At 61.7% G+C, this 21808-nt stretch carries 15 protein-coding genes; 2 read left to right on the top strand and 13 right to left on the bottom strand.

Translation table 11 applies throughout. The annotated features are described in order from the left end of the window. Nucleotides 1–21: 21 nt before the first annotated feature. From FP026_RS04200 to FP026_RS04140, 13 genes are all read right to left on the bottom strand, one after another. A complete protein-coding gene (locus FP026_RS04200) occupies nucleotides 22–2679 on the bottom strand; it encodes a nitrate reductase (protein ID WP_149633368.1) in 2658 nt (885 codons plus the stop codon). 213 nt (nucleotides 2680–2892) lie between these two features. Further along, nucleotides 2893–3240, bottom strand: coding sequence for a nitrite reductase small subunit NirD (nirD, locus tag FP026_RS04195; protein WP_149633367.1), 348 nt, complete (start codon nucleotides 3238–3240; stop codon nucleotides 2893–2895). Between the two features lie 10 nt (nucleotides 3241–3250). Beyond that, nucleotides 3251–5701 (bottom strand): nitrite reductase large subunit NirB, encoded by a 2451-nt coding sequence (gene nirB / locus FP026_RS04190; RefSeq protein WP_149633366.1) that lies wholly within the window; start codon nucleotides 5699–5701, stop codon nucleotides 3251–3253. Between the two features lie 4 nt (nucleotides 5702–5705). Next, the gene (locus FP026_RS04185) at nucleotides 5706–6503 is read right to left on the bottom strand and encodes an ABC transporter ATP-binding protein (RefSeq protein WP_149633365.1); all 798 of its coding nucleotides are present in this window, start codon (nucleotides 6501–6503) and stop codon (nucleotides 5706–5708) included. 10 nt (nucleotides 6504–6513) lie between these two features. Further along, nucleotides 6514–7410, bottom strand: coding sequence for a nitrate ABC transporter permease (gene ntrB, locus FP026_RS04180; protein ID WP_149633364.1), 897 nt, complete (start codon nucleotides 7408–7410; stop codon nucleotides 6514–6516). Between the two features lie 34 nt (nucleotides 7411–7444). After that, entirely contained in the window at nucleotides 7445–8743 is a 1299-nt protein-coding gene (locus FP026_RS04175) for a CmpA/NrtA family ABC transporter substrate-binding protein (protein ID WP_149633363.1), read from the bottom strand. Between the two features lie 369 nt (nucleotides 8744–9112). Beyond that, nucleotides 9113–10405 (bottom strand): CmpA/NrtA family ABC transporter substrate-binding protein, encoded by a 1293-nt coding sequence (locus tag FP026_RS04170; protein WP_188112488.1) that lies wholly within the window; start codon nucleotides 10403–10405, stop codon nucleotides 9113–9115. 61 nt (nucleotides 10406–10466) lie between these two features. After that, nucleotides 10467–11054, bottom strand: coding sequence for an ANTAR domain-containing response regulator (locus FP026_RS04165; RefSeq protein WP_149633361.1), 588 nt, complete (start codon nucleotides 11052–11054; stop codon nucleotides 10467–10469). Between the two features lie 116 nt (nucleotides 11055–11170). Continuing rightward, entirely contained in the window at nucleotides 11171–12220 is a 1050-nt protein-coding gene (locus tag FP026_RS04160; RefSeq protein WP_149633360.1) for a siderophore-interacting protein, read from the bottom strand. Then, nucleotides 12217–14208 carry a Fe(3+)-hydroxamate ABC transporter permease FhuB gene (fhuB, locus tag FP026_RS04155; RefSeq protein WP_432444093.1) on the bottom strand — a complete coding sequence of 664 codons (1992 nt, stop codon included), beginning with the start codon at nucleotides 14206–14208 and terminating at the stop codon, nucleotides 12217–12219. The genes FP026_RS04160 and fhuB overlap by 4 nt, the downstream gene beginning before the upstream one ends. Nucleotides 14209–14215: 7 nt before the next feature. After that, entirely contained in the window at nucleotides 14216–15109 is an 894-nt protein-coding gene (locus FP026_RS04150) for an ABC transporter substrate-binding protein (protein WP_149633359.1), read from the bottom strand. A 101-nt stretch (nucleotides 15110–15210) separates the two neighbouring features. Then, entirely contained in the window at nucleotides 15211–17397 is a 2187-nt protein-coding gene (locus FP026_RS04145) for a TonB-dependent siderophore receptor (RefSeq protein WP_149633358.1), read from the bottom strand. Nucleotides 17398–17566: 169 nt separating this feature from the next. Next, nucleotides 17567–18451 carry an AraC family transcriptional regulator gene (locus FP026_RS04140; RefSeq protein ID WP_149633357.1) on the bottom strand — a complete coding sequence of 295 codons (885 nt, stop codon included), beginning with the start codon at nucleotides 18449–18451 and terminating at the stop codon, nucleotides 17567–17569. 288 nt (nucleotides 18452–18739) lie between these two features. Between FP026_RS04140 and htpG the strand changes: the two genes are divergently transcribed. Beyond that, a complete protein-coding gene (gene htpG, locus FP026_RS04135) occupies nucleotides 18740–20626 on the top strand; it encodes a molecular chaperone HtpG (RefSeq protein ID WP_149633356.1) in 1887 nt (628 codons plus the stop codon). Nucleotides 20627–20905: 279 nt separating this feature from the next. Further along, complete coding sequence (locus FP026_RS04130; RefSeq protein WP_432444092.1) at nucleotides 20906–21679, top strand: siderophore-interacting protein; 774 nt, start codon at nucleotides 20906–20908, stop codon at nucleotides 21677–21679. Nucleotides 21680–21808: the final 129 nt, after the last annotated feature.

The raw sequence follows: 21808 nt of genomic DNA, 5'->3' as shown, positions 1-21808 counted from the left end.
CGGGATCTCAAGACGGGGCGATTATTCGGCCGCCGCAGCAAGACAGCCGTCGATGATGGTGCGGATCTCGGCGCGGCAGGAGCCGCAATTGGTTCCGGCATTGAGCTCCTTGCCGACGGCATCCACGCTATGGCAACCGCCGCGAATGGCGGCGACGATCTGATTGACGCCGACACTGAAGCAGGAACAGACCGTCGCGCCGGCGTCGATGGTATCGGCTCCCGGTCTGCCTGCGATGAGCGCAAACCGCTTGCTGAGATTGCCATGCGATGCCGAAAGCTGGGCGATCGCCCAGTTTCGGGCCACCGCGACAGGCTGCCGCCCGACGAAGAGAGCCGCAAGCAGCCGCTCGCCATCGAAGAAGGCAAGACGCAGGTCGCCAGAGGCTTGATCGGCATAGCCGAGCGGCTCGAGATCGGCAGGTATGTCGAATGTCGCGCGGCACCAGCCGATCCAGTCGTCGGGCGCCAGATCGAATGCAAGTTCCGTCCGCCAGCCGCCATCTGCTTTGGCAAGCGCCCAATAGGCACTGTCGAGGTCGCGCGGCTTTGCTGCGGAGACTGCGAAGCAATAATGCGAGGCCTGAAAGCGCCGGGCGCGGACTGCGACATTCTTCGAGGCTGGCTGGCCGGAGACCGGATCCGTGACGGGGGCGACCACCGCGTCGATGCGGGCTTTGGCAGCGAAACTATCGTTCCAATGCATCGGCACGAACAGGCTGCCGCGCGCCTGCCGTTCCGTCACCAGAGCGCGGACGATCACCTTGCCATGCGGGCTTTCGATTTCGACCAGGCCGGCCTCGGCGACGCCGATCTCGATCGCATCGCGTGGATGTATTTCTGCAAAAGGTTCGGCAATATGAGCTGACAGCCGCGCGCTTTTGCCAGTGCGCGTCATCGTGTGCCAGTGATCGCGAACGCGCCCGGTATTGAGGATGAGCGGAAAGCGGCTATCGGTTCGATCGCTCACCGGCGGCTCGATGGCGACGAAGCGCGCCTTGCGATCGGGATGATAAAACCCGCCATTTGCGAAGAAGCGCGTCAACCTCGGAGCCGCGCCAGCCGGCTGGGGCCACCGGAAAGGCTGGAGCGCGTCATACTCCTTCTCCGCCATTACTTCATAAGCGCCGATGTCGAAGTCGCGGCTGCCCTGGTTTTTGTAGCCGGAGAGGCCCGCATGCTCGGCGAAAATCTCCGCATTCGTTCGAAAGGAGAAAGCTTGGGAAAATCCCATGCGGCTACCGACCTCCGCCATTTGCCACCAGTCGGGTCTGGTTTCGCCTGGTGCTGCCAGAAACTGGCGCTGCCTGGAGATTCGCCGTTCGGAATTGGTGACGGTGCCGTCCTTTTCGCCCCAGCCCAGCGAAGGCAGCAGCACATGCGCATGCCGCGTCGTGTCCGTCTCGCGCAGGATGTCGGAGACGACGACGAAGGGACATACCTTGATGGCCGCTTCGACGGCATCGGCGTCCGGCATGGAGACGACCGGGTTCGTCGCCATGATCCACAGCGCCTTGATGCGACCGTCTGCGACGGCGCGGAACATGTCGACCGCCTTCAATCCCGGCCTGGCGGCAATTCGGGGCGATTGCCAGAAGCGCTGCACCCGGCCTCGATCCTCAGCGCTCTCGATCGCCATGTGAGCGGCCAGCATGTTGGCAAGCCCGCCGACCTCGCGGCCGCCCATGGCGTTCGGCTGGCCGGTCAGCGAGAACGGTCCCATGCCCGGCCGGCCGATACGGCCGGTCGCGAGGTGGCAATTGATGATGGCGTTGACCTTGTCGGTACCGGATGAGGATTGGTTGACGCCCTGGCTGTAGCAGGTGACGACCTTCTCGGTTTGGGCAAACAGCCGGTAGAACTCGCGCAGCTGCATTGCGGGCAGGCCGGTCAGGTCAAGCGCCCGGTTGAACGACAGGGAGTTGGCGGCGGCGAAGGCCTCGGCAAATCCGCCTGTGTGCTCGGCGATGTAGTTCTGATCGATGCTATTGCTTGTGATCAGATGCTCGAAAAGGCCCAGAAAAAGGGCGACGTCGCCGTCCGGCCGGATCGCCAGATGCAGATCGGCGATATCGCAGGTCATGGTCCGGCGCGGGTCGATGACGACGATCTTCATCGTCGGCCGTGCCGCCTTTGCTGCCGCGAGCCGCTGGTAGATGACCGGGTGGCACCAGGCGAGATTGGAGCCGGTGAGGACGACAAGATCGGCAAGCTCGATATCTTCGTAGGTTCCCGGCACCGTATCCGAGCCGAAGGCGCGGCGATGACCGGCGACCGAGGATGACATGCAGAGCCGCGAGTTCGTGTCGATATTGCCCGAGCCGATGAAGCCCTTCATCAGCTTGTTGGCGACATAATAATCCTCCGTCAGCAACTGACCGGAGACATAGAAGGCAACGGAATCAGGCCCATGCTCGGCAATCGTCTCACTGAGGCGTTTCGCGACCAGATCAAGCGCCTCGTCCCAGCTTGCCCTTTGGCCGGCAATTTCCGGATGGAGCAGGCGACCATCGAGATCGATCGTTTCGGCTAGGGCGGAGCCCTTCGAGCAGAGGCGTCCGAAGTTGGAAGGGTGGTCAGGATCGCCTTTGACGGAGACCTTGCCGTCTTCGTCGACCCTGGCAATGACGCCGCAGCCGACGCCGCAATAGGGGCAGGTGGTTTTGGTTTCAATGGACATGGATTGTTTCCATGAAACTTTGAGCGTGGGAGAAGACCCCCCTCTGTCTCTGCGGGACATCTCCCCCACAAGGGGGGAGATCATTTGGTGTCACTGTCACCGATCCCTTTGTCTTGGCTCGACGAAGACGGCCTCTTGCTCCGACCAATCTCCCCCCTTGTGGGGGAGATGTCAGCGTAGCTGACAGAGGAGGGTAACTTCTTCCGAACATCTTCACTCCGCCCCCATCATCAGGCTTTCGAGCGCGATGAAGAGCGCGCCGTCCTCGTTGCGGACGGGAATGGTTCGTACCTCGCCCTGATCGGCTCCAAGCGCCTTGCCGGTTTCGAGCGAGATCACCCAGTTGTGCAGCGGGCAGGTGACGGCCGTCCCGTGAACGATGCCCTGGGAGAGCGGGCCACCCTTGTGCGGGCAATGATCCTCGATGGCGAAGACCTCATTTTCGGCCGTGCGGAATACGGCAATCTTGCCCTGCGGGGTTTTCACGCAACGGGCGCCACGCAGCGGAATGTCGGAGATATCACCAATTGCATGCCAGGTTTCCTTTGGCCAGGTCGTCATATCCATCTCCTCACTCGGCGGCCTGCGGGAAGCCGACTGTCGCCATCGGCTTGAACTCGTGCTTATCCTTGCCGGAGACACGCTCAGACCAGGGGTCGACCTGTGCGAATTTCTGGCTGAAGACGAAGCGCTCGTAGTAGGCCTTGCGCTTTTCGGCATCGGCCATGATCTGGCGGCGGATTTCGTCGAGGCCGATGCGCTTGGCCCATTTGTAGATACGTTCGAGATAGCGGGCCTGCTCGCGGTACATCTGCGTCAGCGCCACGATGTGTTCGAGCGCCTCGTCTTCCGTCTTGACGAGGCCGAGTACTTCCGTGCCCTTGATGTCGAGACCGGCCGCACCGGCGAAATGGATTTCGAAGCCGCTGTCGACGCAGATGACGCCGATATCCTTGCAGGTCGCCTCGGCGCAGTTTCGTGGACAGCCGGAGACCGCCATCTTGAGCTTTGCCGGCGTCCATGAGCCCCACATGAATTTTTCGATGCGGATGCCGAGGCCGGTCGAATCCTGCGTGCCGAAGCGGCACCAGTCGGAGCCGACGCAGGTCTTCACCGTGCGCAGGCCCTTGGCATAGGCCTGGCCGGAGATGAAGCCAGCCTTGCCGAGGTCGGCCCAGACGGCGGGCAGATCCTCCTTCTCCACGCCAAGCAAGTCGATGCGCTGACCGCCGGTCACCTTCACCATCGGGATTTCGAACTTGTCGACGACGTCGGCGATCGCACGCAGCTCGTTCGAACTGGTGACGCCACCCCACATGCGCGGCACGACGGAATAGGTGCCGTCCTTCTGGATGTTGGCGTGAACACGCTCATTGATGAAGCGCGACTGATAGTCATCGGCATATTCGTCCGGCCAGTCGCAGACGAGGTAATAATTCAGAGCAGGGCGGCACTTGGCGCAGCCGCAGGACGTTTTCCATTCAAGCTCCTGCATGACAGCAGGAATGGTCTTCAGGCCCTTGGCTTTTATCAGCCTTCGGACATCGTCATGGCCGAGCTCGGTGCAGGTGCACATCGGCTGGACGGCGGCGGGATTGTAGCTGTCGCCAAGCGTGATCGCCATCAGCTGTTCGACGAGGCCGGTGCAGGAGCCGCAGGAGGCCGATGCTTTCGTGTGAGCGCGCACGTCATCGAGTGAGGTCAGCCCCCTGGCCGTGATCGTCGAGGTGATCTTGCCCTTGCAGACGCCGTTGCAGCCGCAGATTTCCGCATCATCCGGCAAGGCTGCAACGGCCGCCATAGGGTCCAGCGGTGACCCTCCCTGATAGGCCTGGCCGAAGATCAGGGTTTCGCGCATCTGCGAGATATCGGTCGCCTTCTTCTTCAGATCGTTGAACCAGGCGCCGTCGGCCGTCTCGCCGTAAAGCACGGTGCCGATGATCTTGTTGTCCTTCAGCACCAGCCGCTTGTAAACACCGGCTGCCGCGTCGCGCAGAACGATCTCCTCGCGGTCGTCGCCATCGGCGAAGTCGCCGAGCGAAAACAAATCGATGCCCGTGACTTTCAGCTTCGTCGGCGTGTCCGAATGCACGAAGGCGGCACTCGCGTCACCCGCCAAATGCGAGGCGGCGACACGCGCCATCTCATAGAGCGGCGCGACGAGGCCATAGACCATGCCGCCAACCTCGGCGCATTCGCCGAGCGCCATGATGCTCCCATCCGAGGTCTGCATGCCGTCGTCGACGACGATGCCGCGGTTGACGGCAATGCCTGCCTCCTTGGCAAGGCCAACATTGGGACGGATGCCGACGGCCATGACGACGAGCGTGGCTGGGATCACGCGGCCGTCATCCAGTTCGATCCCCTCGACCTTGCCGTCACCGACGATCGCCTTGGTGTTGGCCTTGGTGATGACCTTGATGCCGCGCTCCTCGACGGCCTTTTGCAGGAGATAGCCGGCGGCCGGATCGAGCTGACGTTCCATCAGCGTCGGTTGCACATGGAGAACGGTGACATCCATACCACGCAGGCTGAGGCCGGCAGCCGCTTCCAGACCGAGCAGGCCGCCGCCGATGACAGCAGCCTTTTCGCGCGATTGCGCCGCAAGCAGCATCGCCTGCACGTCGTCGAGGTCGCGATAGGTGATGACCCCACGCAGTTCCTTGCCCGGAACCGGAATGATGAAGGGCACGGAGCCGGTTGCGATGACAAGCTTATCGTAGCTCTCGGTCACACCGTGATCGGAGGTTACCGTCTTTGCCACCCGGTCGATGGCGACGATCTTGTGCCCCTTGTAGAGGGTGATGCCGTGCTTGATGTACCAGCCGTCGCCGTGGATGATGATCTGCTCAAAGTCCTTTTCGCCCGAGAGGACCGGCGACAGCATGATGCGGTCGTAATTGACGCGCGGTTCGGCGTTGAAGATCGTGACCTGATAGAGATCCGGCGCTTTTTCCAGCAGGTGCTCCAGCATGCGCCCTGGCGCCATGCCATTGCCAATGATGACGAGTTTTTGGGTCATGGTATCACTCCGCAGCTTCGACGAAGCGGTGGCGTTCGTAGAGGAACTTCAGCACGGCCTCGCGGCATTTGAGGTAGGTTCTGTCGGACGCAAGCTCGATGCGGTTGCGCGGCCGCGCGATCGGCACTTCGAGGATATCGCCGATATGCGCTGCTGGACCGTTGGTCATCATGACGATGCGGTCGGACAGTAGCACCGCCTCGTCGACGTCATGGGTGATCATCACCATGGTACTGCCGAGGCGGGCATGGATTTCCATCACCGCATCCTGCAGATGGGCGCGGGTGAGGGCGTCCAGCGCTCCGAAGGGCTCGTCGAGCAGCAGGATCTTGGGCTGCATAGCGAGCGCCCGGGCAATGCCGACACGCTGCTTCATGCCGCCCGAGATTTCCGAGGGGCGCTTGTCCTTGGCATGTGCCATCTGCACGAGATCGAGATTGCGCATGACCCATTCATGGCGCTCGGCCTTCGTCTTCGTGCCGCGAAACACCTTCGAGACGGCGAGGTTGACGTTTTCGTAGACGCTGAGCCAGGGCAGCAGGCTATGGTTCTGGAAGACTACGGCACGATCCGGACCCGGCGCGTTGACCTCGCGGTTTTCAAGCAGCACCGCGCCGGAAGAGACTGGCGTCAGGCCGGCAATGAGGTTCAAAAGGGTCGACTTGCCACAGCCGGAATGGCCGATGATCGACACGAATTCGCCCTTGTCGATGACGAGTTCGATGCCCTTCAGGACTTCGGCACGCTGGCCGCCGCGGTCGAAATACTTGTCGATATGATCGAGCTTCAGATAGGCGCTCATCCTTTTCTCCTCAGTTGCTCGTCATGCCGCGGGTCACGACGGCGCCGAGGCCTGCGACCAGCCGGTCGAGGACAAAGCCGGTGACGCCGATATAGGCGAGGGCGACGATGATGTCGGGCAGGCGCGAGGAGTTCCACGCGTCCCAGATGAAGAAGCCGATGCCGACACCGCCGGTCAGCATTTCGGCGGCGACGATCGCAAGCCAGGAAAGCCCGGCGCCGATGCGCAGTCCGGTGAAGATGTAGGGGGCGGCGGCCGGCACCATGATGCGGAAGAAGAATTCGATCTGGTTCAGCCGCAGCACCTTGGCGACGTTGCGATAGTCCTGCGGAATGTTGCGCACGCCGACCGCCGTATTGATGATAACAGGCCAGATCGAGGTGATGAAGATCACGAAGATCGCCGAAGGGTTGGAATTCTGGAAGGCCGCGAGCGACAGCGGCAGCCATGCAAGCGGCGGCACGGTGCGCAGCACCTGGAAGATCGGGTCGAGGCCGCGCATCGCCCAGACCGATTGTCCGATGACTGCACCGACGAGCACACCGGCGACGGCCGCTAAGCCGAAGCCATAGGCGACGCGCTGCAGCGAGACGAGCACGCGCCAAGCAAGTCCGATATCCTGCGGTCCGTTATAGAAGAAGGGGTAGACGATGAGGTCATAGCTCTCCTGCCAGACCTGGGAAGGTGGCGGCAGGCTAGCGCCCGGCTGCCCACAGAGCAGCTGCCAGATGCCGAGCAGAAGCACCAGCACCACGAGGGGCGGCAGAGCGCTGCGCAGGACCGAGCCGGCAATTCGGCCCAGGTCGACACGACGAGTGGGACGGGCCGCCAATGTCACGACATGGCTCTTTGCGGGAGCAGGCGCTTGCGCAACGGCGGCTTGCTGTTTGCGGGCGGTTACCGACATTGAACGAATCCTTTTTGGGAGAGAGTGCCGAGCATCACGACGCCACCTTGATGGAGAGGCTTTCGAGATAGGCAGCGGGGTTCTCGGGATCGAAAACCTTGCCGTCGAAGAAGGTTTCCTTGCCGCGAGAGGTCGAGGTGGGAATATCCGACGCGGCGACGCCGAGATCCTTGGCGGCATCGCGCCAGATGTCCTGGCGGTTCACCTGGCCGACCAGTGTCTTGATGTCAGTATTGGGAGCGAACTTGCCCCAGCGGATGTTCTCGGCGATGAACCAGGCATCATGGCTCTGATAGGGATAGGAAACGCCGCCTTTCCAGAACTTCATGTAAAGATCAGTGCCCTTGGCGATGCGGCCGTTGCCGTAGTTGATGTCGCCCTTGAGGCGGCCGAGCACGTCCTTGGGCGGCACGTTGAACCACTGCCGCTTGCCGAGGATGGTGGCCATTTCCTCCTTGTTATCAATGCTGTCGCACCATTGCTGCGCTTCCATGACCGCCATCAGCAGGGCCTTGGCGGCGTTCGGGTTCTTCTCGATCCAGTCGGCGCGCATGCCGAGCGCTTTTTCCGGGTGGCCCTTCCAGATCTCGCCGGTCGTGCAGGCCGTGAAACCGATCCCCTGATTGACGAGCTGTTCGTTCCAGGGTTCGCCGACGCAGAAGACGTCCATGTTGCCGACCTTCATGTTCGCCACCATCTGCGGCGGTGGTACGACGATGGTCGAGACGTCCTTGTCGGGATTGATCCCGCCAGCGGCCAGCCAGTAGCGGATCCACAGATCATGCGTGCCGCCCGGGAAGGTCATGGCTGCCTTGATCTCCTTGCTCGCGGCTTTTTTCGCGTCAAAGGCAGCTTTCAGCTTGGATGCATCGAGCTGGACGCCGGTTTCCGCATATTCCTTTGCGACCGAAATGCCCTGGCTGTCGTAATTGAGGCGGGCGAGGATCGCCATCGGCACGGGCTGGTTGTTCTGCGTTACCTTGCCGGTATGCATGAGGTAGGGGAGCGGCGAGAGAATATGGGCGCCGTCGATGCCGTTTGCCGCCCCGCCGAGCACGAGATTGTCGCGGGTTGCCCCCCAGGATGCCTGCTTGGCCACATCGACGTTGGGAAGGCCGTGTTTTTCGAACAGGCCTTTTTCCTTGGCAATGACCAGCGGCGCGGCGTCCGTCAGCGCAATATAACCTAGCTTCACATCCGACACTTCGGGTCCGGCTGTTGCTGCAAAGGCGCCAGAGGGGAAAGCCGTCCTGACGGCGCCGATCAGGGCTGCCGTGGCAGATGTCTTCAAAAGGTTTCGCCGCGTAACACTACCGGACAGGATCTTCTTCACTTGCAGTTTCCCCTTTTTTGCTCGTGATGCGTGGAATTCGGACATAAAAAAACGCCGCTCGGTCGATGCGGCCCGGGACAGGAGGTGAGTCCTCGGGGGCAGGAACCTTGCGACGTCGATGTCTTTGCGAGCGCGTTTTCCGCGCATTGCGTGCCTCGATCGCCGTTGATCGAAGCGTGTTTAACCAAGCAATCCGCGTGCCAGTTTTTGATATCGTTCCTAATGCGATGAAATCATTTAATTAATTCATCGGCTGCGGGCATTGGCTGTTTTGTGTGCGAATGCTGCAGCTGCTAAAGTTTTGGGCGGATGCTAACTGTCCGGTTCGGAATTCTGCGTTTATTCTGTGCAGCGCAGCGTAGCCGCAGGCTAAATATCGTCGGTGGAAAATTGCGCCGCGTTCACCGTCTTTACCGCAAAGCCGTTGATATAGCTCGCCATGTCTGTGGGATCGAAAACGTGACCATCCATGAAGCGATCGCTATCCGTATCGCCCTCTATGCGGATATCTGCATCATCAGGCGAGGCCTCGTTTCCAAGCGCCAGCCGATAGAGGTCCGATCGATAGGCGGAAGCCGCCATCGTCATGTTTTGCTCGGAAAGCGCGCTTTGCCCCCAGCGCACCATCTGGCTGAAGATCCACAGGGCTCTGCTCGGACGCGGATAATTGGCGAAGCCGGCATGAAAGCTGAAATATCGGTCGATCACCCGGCGATTGCCCTTGGCGTCGAGATTAAACTCGCCCGAGAGCACGCGGCGGATAATGCCGACGGGCGCTGCGATATGGCGCTGATCGGCAAGCGCTTCGGCAAGAGCATCGTGATTTTCCGCTTCGTCGCACCAGCGCGCTGCCGCATCGAGTGCCACGATGAGGCGGGAAACGGTTTCGGGATGGCTTTCTGCCCATTCCGGGCGCATGCCGATCACCTTTTCCGGCGCGGAGGGCCATATGTCCTGCTTAGCAGCAACGATGCGGCCGACGCCGCGCTCGGAGGCGACCATGTTCCAGGGCGCGCCGACGCAGAAGCCATCTATGGCCCCTGCAGCAAGCGCATCGGAGGTCAGCGGCGGCGGTACGACGACGAGCTTCACGTCCCGGTCGGGATCGATGCCGCCGGCAGCCAGCCAATAGCGGAACTCGTAATTATGCGATGAGAACGGATAGGTCATGCCGAGTGTCGGCGGCTGCTCGCCGCGTGCTTTCATCGTGCCGATCACCGTTGCAAGCGCCTGCGAATTTTCCAATGCGCTTGCGTGGTCGGAAAGGCCGGCGTCGCTGCACATGCGCTCGAACAGCCGTGTCGATAGCGTGATGGCATTGCCGCCGCTGCCGAGCGAGAATGGCGTAATCGTCGGCGAGGGGTTCGAGCCAAGCCCCAGCATCGCCGCGACCGGCATGGGCGAGAGCATATGGGCGATGTCGAACTGGCGAAAGGCGAGCCGGTCGCGGATATTGGCCCAGGAGACGTCCTTGATGAGGTCGAGCGCGATCCCTTCCTTGCGCGCGAAGCCGAATTCCGCGGCCGCGATCAGGACCGAAGCATCGACCAGCGGAATGAAGCCCGCACGCAATATGCGCGGACCTTCGCTTGCAATCCGCGCCGGTGCGGGGGGATTGCTGCCGCCTGCCTTGCGGGCATTGGCGAAAGGGGCTGACTGCATTCTCATATTCACTCCGATGTCTCCCCTGTGCGGGTGACGGACGAGATTGGTCTCAGCGCGCTCACATCAGCAATCCCGCTGCCGTCACGACGCTTTGCGCGATCTCGGACATCTTCTTCTTCTCGTTCATGGCCGTCTGCCGCAGCAGCGCGAAGGCCTCGTCTTCCGAAAGTCCGCGCATCTTCATCAGGATGCCCTTGGCGCGCTCGACGATCTTGCGCTCTTCCAGTGCCGACTTGGCTTCCGCCAGTTCGCGCTGCAACCGGCTGAAGGCGTTGAAGCGGCTGACCGCCATATCGAGGATCGGCTTGACCCGTTCCTTCTTCAGGCCGTCGACGATGTAGGCCGAAACGCCGGCATCGACGGCCGCCTCGATCGAGGCCGTGTCGGAGCGGTCCACGAACATGGCGATCGGCCGGCCCACTGTCCGCGTCAGCTGAAACAGATGTTCCATCATGTCGCGGTTCGGATTTTCGAGATCGATGATGATGACGTCCGGGTGAAGTGTCTCGATCGTGCGCGCCACGCCCTGCACTTCGTGGATAACGGTCACGCGCGCGTGGCCAGCCTCCCGCAGACCTTCCTCAATGATCGAGGCGCGGATGGTGTTTTCATCGATCACAAGAATGGTCAGATCGAGACGGCTCATTGCATCTTTATGACGCAATGCAGCAAAACGGGCAAGCGCCATTCGCCGAAATATTGGGCGATTTTGAATTTTGCCTAAATACTGGGCTGTTGCGACTTGTTCTGGCTATTTCCTCATCAACGCTGCCAATAGGCGGCGATGCTGAAGGTGCCGGGATCCCTGGCGATCTCGCTCTTGACGAAAGCGCGGATGGAGCGGGCCTGCTTTTGTTCGCAGGCGGCCCAGACAAAGGTTTCCGGATCGGCTGCGGGCACGATGTCGCGCAGGATGCATTCAAGCGTATCCGTCGTCCCGGCAGCGGCGCCATTGCGATGCAGCCAGGTGATATCCATCGATGCGCTCGATGTTAGCGGCTGCTCTTCCTGTTTGTCGGCGACCTCGAGAAAGATGCGCAGATCGGCATCGGCAGGCACGGAGGCTGCGATGCGGGCGATGGCCGGCAGCGCGGTTTCGTCGCCGGCGAGAATGAGCTTGCGCGCTGTCGGCACACCGCCGCCCGGACCGATGAGGCCGGCACGATCGCCGGGGCGGGCAGTCATCGCCCAGCTCGCGCCGGGGACGTTGTCGCCGTCATGTACGACGAAATCGATGTTCATCTCGCAGCGGTCAAGATCGATGCTGCGAATTGTATAGGCGCGGATGATCAGTGCATCGTCGCCCTTCGGCCAATGGATGCGGCCGTCCGGCTCCGTATGCGGCCAGACCGGCTCGCGGCCCTTCGGCGGGATGAGCAGGCGAACATGCATGCCGCCTTCGACGAAATGCCTGGCGTCATCGGTCGCCACCACGACGCGGCGCATATGCGGGGTGACATCATAGGCATCGACGACGCTGATTTCGCGGAAATTCGGTATGGCTAATGGTTGCGGCCCGTCGGCCCAATTGAGGTCGAGCGCATTGCCGGTGGAAAGTTCGAACAGGTTTTCGGCGACCATGCTGCGGATCGTGAAGAGCATCGCCGCTGTCGGGCAACGCAGTTTGATGTCGAGGCGATCGTTGTTGACGGCGATATCGGCGCTGCCGATGACCGTCTCGAGGCGGGCTCCGACCTCGCTCCGCGTGATGATGACATGCTCGGCAAACCGCGCGCAGAACTGATCCAGCAACTGACCGGCATCCTTATGCGTGGCAACGCCGGAAGCGGTGAAATCCCTGGCATGCATCATTGCTTAGTCTCCTTGCGGGTCAGAAACCAGATGAGATAGGGGCCGCCGATCAGCGCCGCGAACAGGCCGACGGGAACCTCGTAGGGAAAGATCACCATTCGCGACAGCCAATCGGCCAGCACCAGCAGCATGGCGCCAAGCAGCAGGCTGGCCATCAATTGCTTGATCGTCTCGCGGAAGCCGATGAGGCGGGCAAGATGCGGCGCGATCAGCCCGGTCAGGCTGAGTGGGCCGACGAGGAAAGAAGGGATCGCGGTCAGGATCGCTGCGAGAACCGCCAAAGTCAGCCGGCTTGCCGCGACCGACAGGCCGACGGAGCGGGAGACGTCGCTGCCAAGCGGCAGAATATCGAACCACCGCCGCAGGACGGGCAATACCGGTATGAGGAGGACGGCCGAAACGATGCCGGTCCATGCCTCGAAGGAGCCGGCGCGGTTGGTGGAACCCGACAGCCAGGTCAGCAGCAGATAACCGCGCAGATCGCCACGGGACAGAACGATCGTGACAATCGCCATCGACAGTGCACCGATCGCAATACCGGAGAGCAGCAGACGCTCCGGCCCGAAGCCGCCGCGAGCGCTGACCATCATGATGGCGAGGAACGCGATCAGCGCGCCGAACGTCATCGCCGTGATCGTGATGGCGGGCGAGGGGAAGGCGAACAGGAAGAGAGCCGCGGTCAGTCCGGCACCACCGCCAGCACTAACGCCCAGGACCTCGGGGCTTGCAAGCGGATTGGCGGTCAGGCGCTGTATGATGAAGCCGGCTGCGGCGAGCATGGCGCCAGCGGTCGCGGCAACAACGGTGCGTGGCAGGCGGAAGGGCAGGAGCTCCCAGAACCGGCCGCCGACAGCCACCTGCCAGCTCTCGATGCCGCGTCCGACCGACAAGGCAAAGACCGTCAGGAAAATGAAACCTATGGCGAGCAAGACAAGTGCCCGCCCGGGGACAGCAAGGTTCAGCCGCGCTCGTGGAGCACCATCGGCGCGCGGCGCATTGCGCGAATGCAGGCGCGGCAAGAGTAGAAGCAGGAGCGGTCCGCCGAGAAGTGCGGTCGCCGCCCCTGTCGGGGCGAGATCCGTAAATCCCGGCGACAGGAGCTGCACAACGCAATCCGTGAGGAACAACAACCCGGCGCCGGCGAGCGGCGCGGCAATCAGCAATTGCCTGGTGCTGCGTGCACCACAAAATCTTGCCAGATGAGGCGCGGCAAGGCCGAGAAAGCCGATGATGCCGACCTGCGCCGTTACCGAAGCTGCGAGCCAGACGGCGAGAGCCAGAAAGGCGAAGCGCATGCCGTGCAAGGCCAGGCCGAGGCTCTTTGCGCTGTTGTCGTCCAGGCTCATCACCGTGAGCGGACGAACGAGCACGCGGGCCGCTGCAAAGCCGATGGCAAGGCGAGGAGCAAGCGTGACGACGCCATCCCAGCTTTGCTGGTTGAGCGCGCCCGCGCCCCAGATAAAGACGGACATGGCGTATTCGCCACGCGCGAGAATGATGGTGATGCTGAGTGCGGTCGCGACCAATGTCACCATCATGCCGCATAGCGCCACCGTCACCGGATCGAGGCCACGGCGCCAGCTCAGGGCAAGAACGATCAGGACAGCCGCAAGCCCGCCAACAAAGGCGGAAATTTCTCGCGGCAAGCCGATGAGAAGCGGAAAGAGGCCAATGGCGATCGTCATCGCCAGCTGTCCGCCGGCGGCGATCCCAAGCGTCGAGGCATCGGCGATCGGGTTGCGCAAGACCCTTTGCAACAGAGCGCCGGAAAGGCCAAGCGCTGCCCCGGCGATGATCGCGATCGCCGAGCGGGGCAGCAGGCTATCGATAAGCAGGATACGGTTGAGGGCGGCCGCACCGCCCACGTCCGCGGCAAGCTTCGGACGCAGGAAGACGAGCGCCGCAAAGGCAAGGATGCAGACGACAGCAAGCAGGACGGCATTGCGTGCAAGCGGCCTATCCCCGGCAATCATGTCTCGGGCAATCATGCGACGATCAACCATTCCATGCACGGGCGAGCCCTCCCGCCAGGAGATCGGCAAAGCGCTCCGCTGCCGGCAGCGCGCCGTAAGGGTTGATCGAGCCGAGCAGGAGGACACGGCCCTGCTGCACCGGCGGAAGTGCGTTCCAGAATGCGCTTTGCCGGAGTTCGGCTAAGGCTTCGGCCGGATGTGGCGGGATCAGGACGATCCATGCGTCCGGCAGGGCGGCGAGCCGCTCTATGCCAACGGGTGCGGTCGCCGAATAGCTCGTGAGATCCGGCCAGGCATTGGCAAGACTGGTGCGGGCCAGGACCTCCCCGAACATGCTGTCGGAGCCGAAAACGCGGAAGTGTCTGGCATCGCCAAGATTGATCGGCAGGATTGGGCGATGATCGCCCTTGCCGAAGCTGATGCGATAGGCCTCCAGCTTTTGCCGCATGGCGTCGACGAGCGCGCGGCCAGTCGGAAGCTCAAGCCGTTCCGCGACCGCAAGCGTCATCTCTTCGGATAGCCGATAGGGGCTGGCTCCCGGCTGATAGACGGCATGGCTCTCGACCGGCGCGATCAGGCGCAGGCGATCGTCGGCCCAGGCATAGAAATTGGAGTTGAAGATCAGCTCCGGCTTGGCGGCATAAAGGACCTCGAAATTCGGCGTGCCGCGCAGCCCGAGATCGGCGACTGCCGTGGGAATGGCCGGCGTTACGGCAACGTCTCGGAACTGTAGCAGCTCGGTGCCGGCGACCACATTGGCGCCGAGCGCCAGCAGCGTTTCTAGAATGGCCCAATCGAGCGTCGCCACGCGCGGGCTCGTTGCCGCACGCGCCGGCGCCAAACCGGCAAGCGCAGCGGTGCCCGCCATGGCCAGCAGCTGCCGACGCGACAGCCTGTGAGCGCTTCTTGCCGTCATGCTGGCGTCGCCTCTGATTTCAAATCGGTCCGGGGATTGCCTTGCGGCAATCCCCGGCTCTCTGCCATGATCGAGAAATAAAGTATACTTTTATTCTCAACTTACCACTTCTTGCTCAGCTTGAAGGTGATGGTTCTCGCTTCGCCGTAGCCGCAGACGTTCTCGCCGGCGCAGCCCGAGACATATTCCTTGTCGAACAGGTTCGAGACGTTGAGAGCTGCACCCCAGCCTTTCTTCTCGTAGCGGATGCCCGCATCGAAGAGCGTTGCCGAAGGCACGCGCAGGGTGTTGGCTTGGTCCGCCCAGGACTTGCCCTGATAGCGCACGCCGGCACCGATGTTGAGACCGTCAAGCGCGTCGCTGGTAAAAGCGTAGTCGAGCCAGAGCGATGCCGTGGAGTTCGGCACCAGATAGGGCGAGTTGCCGACGATGGAGGAGTCGAGGTCCTTGGTGACTTCGAGGTCGGTATAGGAATAGGAGCCGAGCAGCTTCCAGTTTTCGTCCAGATTGACCTTGCCTTCGAATTCGACGCCGCGCGAACGGACCTCGCCGACCTGCCGCTGCAGGAAGGTAACGGGATCGGTCAACGCCATGTTCTTGCGGTCGATCTGGAAGATGGACGCCGTGAACAGGCCGTCGATAAAGTCTGGCTCGTATTTGACGCCGGCCTCATATTGCTCGCCCTTTTCCGGAAGCAGCCCTCCGCCGGTGACGCTGGTGCCGACCAGCGGCCGGAAGAAGGTGCCGGCGCTGACATAGGGCGTGATGCCGTTGGCGAATTCATAGGCAAGACCCACGCGGCCGCTCGGTGCGCTGTCGTTCGAGCTGTAGGTGGTGCCGACCTTCGCATCGGAATTGTTGTCGACAAAGTCGTAGCGGCCGTTGAGCGTGACCAGCCAGCCGCCGCCGAAGCGGATCTGGTCCTGCGCATAGATACCAAGCTGCTGTTGCGTCAGCACCTGGTTGAGATAGACGAAGTTCGTACCCTGGGCCGCGCCGTAGACCGGATTGGTGGCGCTGATCGGATTGGAGCCGCAGCAGGCCTGGACCTGGTCGAGACGATAGATCGAATAGTCGGTGCCGATCAGGAAGTCATGGCTGATCGGGCCGGTGTCGAACTTGTTCTGCGCGCGGGTGTCGACCGAGAACGTATCGACCTTCGAGCGCTCGAAGAAGCCGATGCGGTTCAGCATGTAATCCGGATCATTGTAGGACGGATCGAGCGGGTTGCCGTCGACGTAGCCGTTCAGATACGGGCCTTCCTCGCGCTTGTAGAGATGGCCGTAACGCGCGTTCTGCGACACGGTCCAGCCGCCGTCGAAGTCATGTGAGAATTCGTAGCCGAGCATTTGCTGGGCATATTTCAGATTGTCGATACTGCGCTCGCCATAGAAGGCATCGCGCTTGATCTTGCCGAAAGGCGCATCGACGACGGTACCGACATAGGGGAAGAAGCCGTTGCCGCTGTGGATTTCGTCGAGACCGCTCAGCATGCCGAAAATAGTGAGCTTGGTGGAATCGTCCGGCGAGATGGTGACCTGCGGCATGATGAAGCCGCGCAGGTCATGGGTGCCGTCGCTATAGGTGTCGCCGCCGGCGATCTTGCCGGTCACGCGGTAGCGATAGACGCCGTCGGCCGAAAACTTGTCGGAAAAGTCGAAGCCGACGAAGGCATTGCCGAGATTGTTGATGCCGATCTCGGTGTAATAATAGGGATCGTCGGTCCGCTCCTTGCGGACCATGTTGACGAGACCACCGGGATTAGAGCCGCCATAGAGTACCGAGGAGGGGCCTTTCAGCACTTCCACGCGCTCGAGCATGAACGGGTCGATCTGGAAGCCGCCGAAGCCGTAGCTGTAGAGCGTCAGGCCATTCATGAAGACGCCGCTCTGCGTCGCGTCGAAGCCGCGAATGTAAAACCAGTCGGTGTCGCCGTCGTTGCCGAAGGGCTGCGTAGTGACGCCCGGTGTGTAGCGTAGCGCCTCGTCCACCTTGTTGGTGATGCCGCGATCCTGCATTTCCTGCCGGCCGATGACGGAGACCGACTGCGGCACCTCGGTGATCGGCGTGTCGGATTTCGAGCCGGATGTGGTCTTCTTGGCGACGTAGCCCTTGACCGGGGCGGTGCCGCTGGCTTCACTCTTCTGTTGCGAGCCTTGAATGACCAATGGCTGCAGTTCTGTCGGCTTTTCCTGAGCATTGGCCTGTGAGCCTGCCAGAAGCGCCAAAATGGCTATGCCCGTCGCCATGAGCCGCGCCCGCGATACGTCCTGCTTCAATCCCTGCATTTCCGCTATTTGTCCCGAATTCTTGCGCCCGTTCGGCCTTGGCGGCCGATCCCTAGATAAGATGAGGAGTTAACTCATATTTATCGGTGCGGCTTGTCTGTCACTAAGAAAATTGAATGTTTTTGGGCAAATCTCTGCGAAAGGTACAATTGCTCGCGGACTGTGGTTTTCAGGCCAGCTTGCTGCGTTTCCAGCTCGCCGGCGCGGTACCGACATTCTTGCGGAACACGCGGGTGAAATGCGCCTGATCGGCAAAGCCGGTTTCAACCGCAACGGTCGTCAGCGGCATCTCGCTGTTCAGGAGCAAATGCTTGGCCCTTTCGAGCCTGGCTTGGGTCTGCCACTGATGCGGCGGCAGACCCGTAGACGCCTTGAAGGCATGGCTGAAATGCGATTGCGAGAGGCCGGTCAGTTCAGCCAGCTCTTCCAGCCGGATGGCCCGCGTGCAGTGCTCTTCGATATAGTCGACCGCACGGCGCAGCTGCCAGGTGGCAAGACCGCTGCGCTTGCGTGGTTGGGTGCCGCGCAATTGCAGCACATCGATCAGCAGCGAAAGCGTCAGGCCGTCGCCATAGAGATCGTGCAACGGCTCGGGGTTTTCGCATTCAGCCGCGATCAGCTCGGCGAGCGCCATCATGTGCGTGTCGTTGAAATGCAGCTGCGGACGGTCGAGCCGCGCCGGGTCGATGTTCTCCATCAGGCGCTGGCTGATGATCTCGGCATCGAAATGAATATCGAGGTGGCGCACGAACTCGACGCCAGAGATATCGACCCAGAGCTCCATGCCGGCGGGGATGTAGGAGATGCGGCCGCTATCGTAGTTCTGCAGCTGGCCTTGCGCGCGCGGCGACGGGCGGACATTGGTCGTGCCTAAGCCGCGCTGCTCCAGCAGGATGAACAGTCGCGGGTCCCTTGCGACATAGTACCCACCGGCCTGTGCTGCGCAATTGACATTCCAGATGTCGGCAACCATGCCGTTCCATTGGCGGCGATGCATGCCGCCGACCACGGAAAAGCCTCCGATCTTGTTTTGCATTCTTGGCTGAAACGTCATTCGGAGCTTCCGGCGTTGCTTCTGCAATAATCCTTCAAATTAAACTCAAGTTATTATAGCAGCGCTGCGGCAATGGCAATCATGCAGCTGAGATCCGAGGCGACGCCTGTCGGTCCTTTCGGCCCGTAGCGCGGAACAATGCATTGGATTGGCGATTGTACACGCTGAAAAACAAGTCCCTCGCTCCGTTTCGGAGCCCGCATTGACAACGCCCGCTTGAAATTTCCCTCGTCTTCCGCCACCTGTTCGGCGCGACTTTCAACTTTATTCCCAGGAGACTAGACGCATATGACGACCACCGCAGAAATGACCGCCGAGAGCCACGTCTTCGAGGCCGACGTTGCCCGCCTTCTGCATATGATGGTTCACTCGGTTTATTCGGACAAGGATGTCTTCCTGCGCGAGCTGATCTCGAACGCGGCCGATGCCTGCGAGAAGCTGCGCTACGAGGTAATCGCGCAGCCCGGCCTGCTCGCGAATGATCCCGACAGCCGCATTCTTTTGACGCTCGATGCCGATGGCGGCAAGCTCGTCGTCGAAGACAACGGCATTGGCATGAGCCGCGACGAGATGATCGAGGCGCTCGGCACGATCGCCCGTTCCGGCACGCGCGCCTTCATGGAGCGCATCGAGGCCAACAAGCAGGGCGAGGGCGCGCAGCTCATCGGCCAGTTCGGTGTTGGCTTCTATTCTTGCTTCATGGTTGCTGACCGCGTCGATGTCGTCTCGCGCCGCGCCGGTGCGGAAGATGCCTGGCTCTGGTCTTCCGACGGCAAGGGCGGTTACAGCGTTGCTCCCGTCGAGGTGAGCGAGGCGCCGGTGCGCGGTACCCGCATCACGCTGCATCTGATGGAGGATGCCAAGAGCTACGCCTCGCGCTGGAGCGTCGAGCGCATCGTCAAGGAGCAATCCGGCCATGTGCCGGTGCCGATCAAGATCGCCGAAAAGCCCGGCGAGGAGGCAACGCAGCTCACCGACGGCACCGCGCTCTGGACCAAGTCGAAAAACGATATCACGGCCGAGGAATATACCGATTTCTATCGCGGCGTTTCCGGCCAGTATGATGAACCGGCGCTGACGGTGCATTTCCGCGCCGAGGGCCGCCATGAATATTCGGCGCTCGCTTTCGTGCCCGGCTCGCAGCCCTTCGATCTCTTCGATCCGGACCGCAAGGGCCGCATGAAGCTCTACGTGAAGCGCGTCTTCATCACCGACGAAGCGGAATTGCTGCCGCGCTATCTCCGCTTCGTGCGCGGTCTGGTCGACACGTCGGACCTGCCGCTCAACGTCTCACGCGAGATGATCCAGGAAAGCCCGATCCTCACTGCGATCCGCAAGGGTGTCACCAACCGCATCATCACGGCGATCGAGAAGCAGGCGGAGAGCGATCATGACGCTTTCCTGAAGATCTGGGAAAATTTCGGCAGCCTGATCAAGGAAGGTATCTACGAGGACTTCGAACGCCGGGCGCAGCTCCTGGCGCTCTCGCGCTTCCGCACGACCACTTCGGGAGACGGCTATCGCTCGCTTGCCGATTACGTCAGGGATGCCAAGGAAGGCCAGCAGTCGATCTATTATCTCGTCGGCGGCAGCCTGGAGCAGCTGAAGGCCTCACCGCAGCTCGAGGGTTTCCGTGCCCGCGGCATCGAAGTTCTGTTGCTGACCGATTCTGTCGACAGCTTCTGGGTGACCAATGCCCCGGAATTCGAAGGCAAGAGCTTCAAGTCGATCACTCAAGGGTCCGCCGATCTTGCCCAGTTCAAGAAGCAGGATGAGGACAAGCCGGAAAGCGAAAGCGCGCCCGCCGAAGTGCAGGCATTCCTCGACTATGCCAAGCAGAAGCTTGCCGACGAAGTATCCGACGTGCGTGCGTCCGATCGCCTGATCGAAAGCGCCGTCTGCCTCGTTGCCTCCGAACAGGGCTATGACCGGCAGCTCGAGAAGATCCTGCAGGGTGCCGGCCGGCTGCAGTCCGGCGCCAAGCCGATCCTGGAAATCAACATGGATCACCCGGTCGTCAAGGCCATTGCCGCCAAGGCCGATTTACCGTCCCTGCGCGATGATGCCGCCTTCCTTCTGCTCGATCAGGCCCGCGTTCTGGATGGCGACAAGCCGGCTGATCCGCGCGCCTTCGCCGAACGTCTGGCACGGCTGATGGAGAAGGCGCTGCAGTAATCCAACGGGATCGGCGCGGCTCGAAACGGCCGTGCCGATCCATTCATAGAGGGTTGCGTTCGCCTTGCGATCCTGATGCATCAAAAACTTGTCTAAAACTATCATCTTTTTGTTGCGAGGCGAGGGCACTTCTTCTATAGAGAGGTCGGATTGGCCTGATATCACTCGGCCACGTAAGCGTTAACGTCACTCAACGCGTATGATCGAACGGCTCTGCGGCTTCGGTCTGCGCGACTGTGTCCTGCGGATCGAGATCGAAGCGCCTCGAAAGGACACATGGTGGACAATCCCCAAACTTCCAATCCGAATATCTTGGCGCCGAGGATCGAGCGCGTGCGCCATGAGCTGAAGCGGCGCTCCCTGACGGTTACGACCGTCGACAGGATCACGCCCGGCATGCTGCGGCTGCAATTGTCAGGCGACGATCTGGCCGATTTCGTCAGCCTGGCGCCCGACGATCACATCAAGATTTTCGTAGCTGGCACGGGCGAGGACATGGAGCGGCGTGACTATACGCCTCGCCGTTACGACGCCGATGCACGGACGCTCATCATCGATTTCGCCATTCACGAGGCGGGACCGGTGACCAGATGGGCGCTCGACGCTCGGCCGGGCGACAAGCTCGAGATCGCTGGTCCCCGCGGCTCGGCGATGGTGACGGGCGATATCGCCAACTGGCTGCTCATCGGCGATGAAACGGCATTGCCAGCCATGGGTCGCCGGATCGAAGAGGCTCGGGCCGGTGCGCGCATAACGGCCATTGCGGCGGTTGTCGGCGCTGCCGAACACCAGGCTTTTCAAACCGAGGCGCAGCTGGATATGCGCTGGGCGCATCGTCCCCTTTCGGAGGCGACCGATCCGTCCGCGCTGATGAAAATCCTTCAGTCCGTGGACCTGCAGCCCGGCACCTTCGTCTGGATAGCCGCCGAGGCCTCCGTCACGCGCGCTCTGCGTTCCCACCTCGTGGAAGAACGCGGCTATCCGCTGAGCTGGATCAAGGCATCCGGCTATTGGGTGAAGGGCAAGGCGGACACGACGGAAAAATTCGATTGAATGCGGGACGCAGGCGGCAAGATGCTGCCTGCTTGTCCCAATGTTCATGGGTCAGGCATCTTGCCGGAACCGGCTGCTGCCCCATTTCATGGCGCAATTGTCCCGTAAAGGGATAAGGCGTTCCATGAT

This window comes from Martinezella tropici (assembly GCF_008370325.1).
In the GTDB taxonomy this organism is placed as follows: Bacteria; Pseudomonadota; Alphaproteobacteria; order Rhizobiales; family Rhizobiaceae; genus Rhizobium; species Rhizobium tropici_B.
This window is presented reverse-complemented; position numbering and strand designations above follow the sequence as displayed.

What these genes read in the sequence shown, in the direction of transcription:
- FP026_RS04165 (WP_149633361.1), bottom strand. Translation starts at nt 11,054, where the DNA reads ATGAGCCGTCTCGATCTGACCATTCTTGTGATCGATGAAAACACCATC.
- fhuB (WP_432444093.1), bottom strand. Translation starts at nt 14,208, where the DNA reads ATGATTGCCCGAGACATGATTGCCGGGGATAGGCCGCTTGCACGCAAT.
- FP026_RS04150 (WP_149633359.1), bottom strand. Translation starts at nt 15,109, where the DNA reads ATGACGGCAAGAAGCGCTCACAGGCTGTCGCGTCGGCAGCTGCTGGCC.
- nirB (WP_149633366.1), bottom strand. Translation starts at nt 5,701, where the DNA reads ATGACCCAAAAACTCGTCATCATTGGCAATGGCATGGCGCCAGGGCGC.
- FP026_RS04145 (WP_149633358.1), bottom strand. Translation starts at nt 17,397, where the DNA reads ATGCAGGGATTGAAGCAGGACGTATCGCGGGCGCGGCTCATGGCGACG.
- FP026_RS04185 (WP_149633365.1), bottom strand. Translation starts at nt 6,503, where the DNA reads ATGAGCGCCTATCTGAAGCTCGATCATATCGACAAGTATTTCGACCGC.
- FP026_RS04200 (WP_149633368.1), bottom strand. Translation starts at nt 2,679, where the DNA reads ATGTCCATTGAAACCAAAACCACCTGCCCCTATTGCGGCGTCGGCTGC.
- FP026_RS04170 (WP_188112488.1), bottom strand. Translation starts at nt 10,405, where the DNA reads ATGCAGTCAGCCCCTTTCGCCAATGCCCGCAAGGCAGGCGGCAGCAAT.
- nirD (WP_149633367.1), bottom strand. Translation starts at nt 3,240, where the DNA reads ATGACGACCTGGCCAAAGGAAACCTGGCATGCAATTGGTGATATCTCC.
- htpG (WP_149633356.1), top strand. Translation starts at nt 18,740, where the DNA reads ATGACGACCACCGCAGAAATGACCGCCGAGAGCCACGTCTTCGAGGCC.
- FP026_RS04160 (WP_149633360.1), bottom strand. Translation starts at nt 12,220, where the DNA reads ATGATGCATGCCAGGGATTTCACCGCTTCCGGCGTTGCCACGCATAAG.
- ntrB (WP_149633364.1), bottom strand. Translation starts at nt 7,410, where the DNA reads ATGTCGGTAACCGCCCGCAAACAGCAAGCCGCCGTTGCGCAAGCGCCT.
- FP026_RS04140 (WP_149633357.1), bottom strand. Translation starts at nt 18,451, where the DNA reads ATGACGTTTCAGCCAAGAATGCAAAACAAGATCGGAGGCTTTTCCGTG.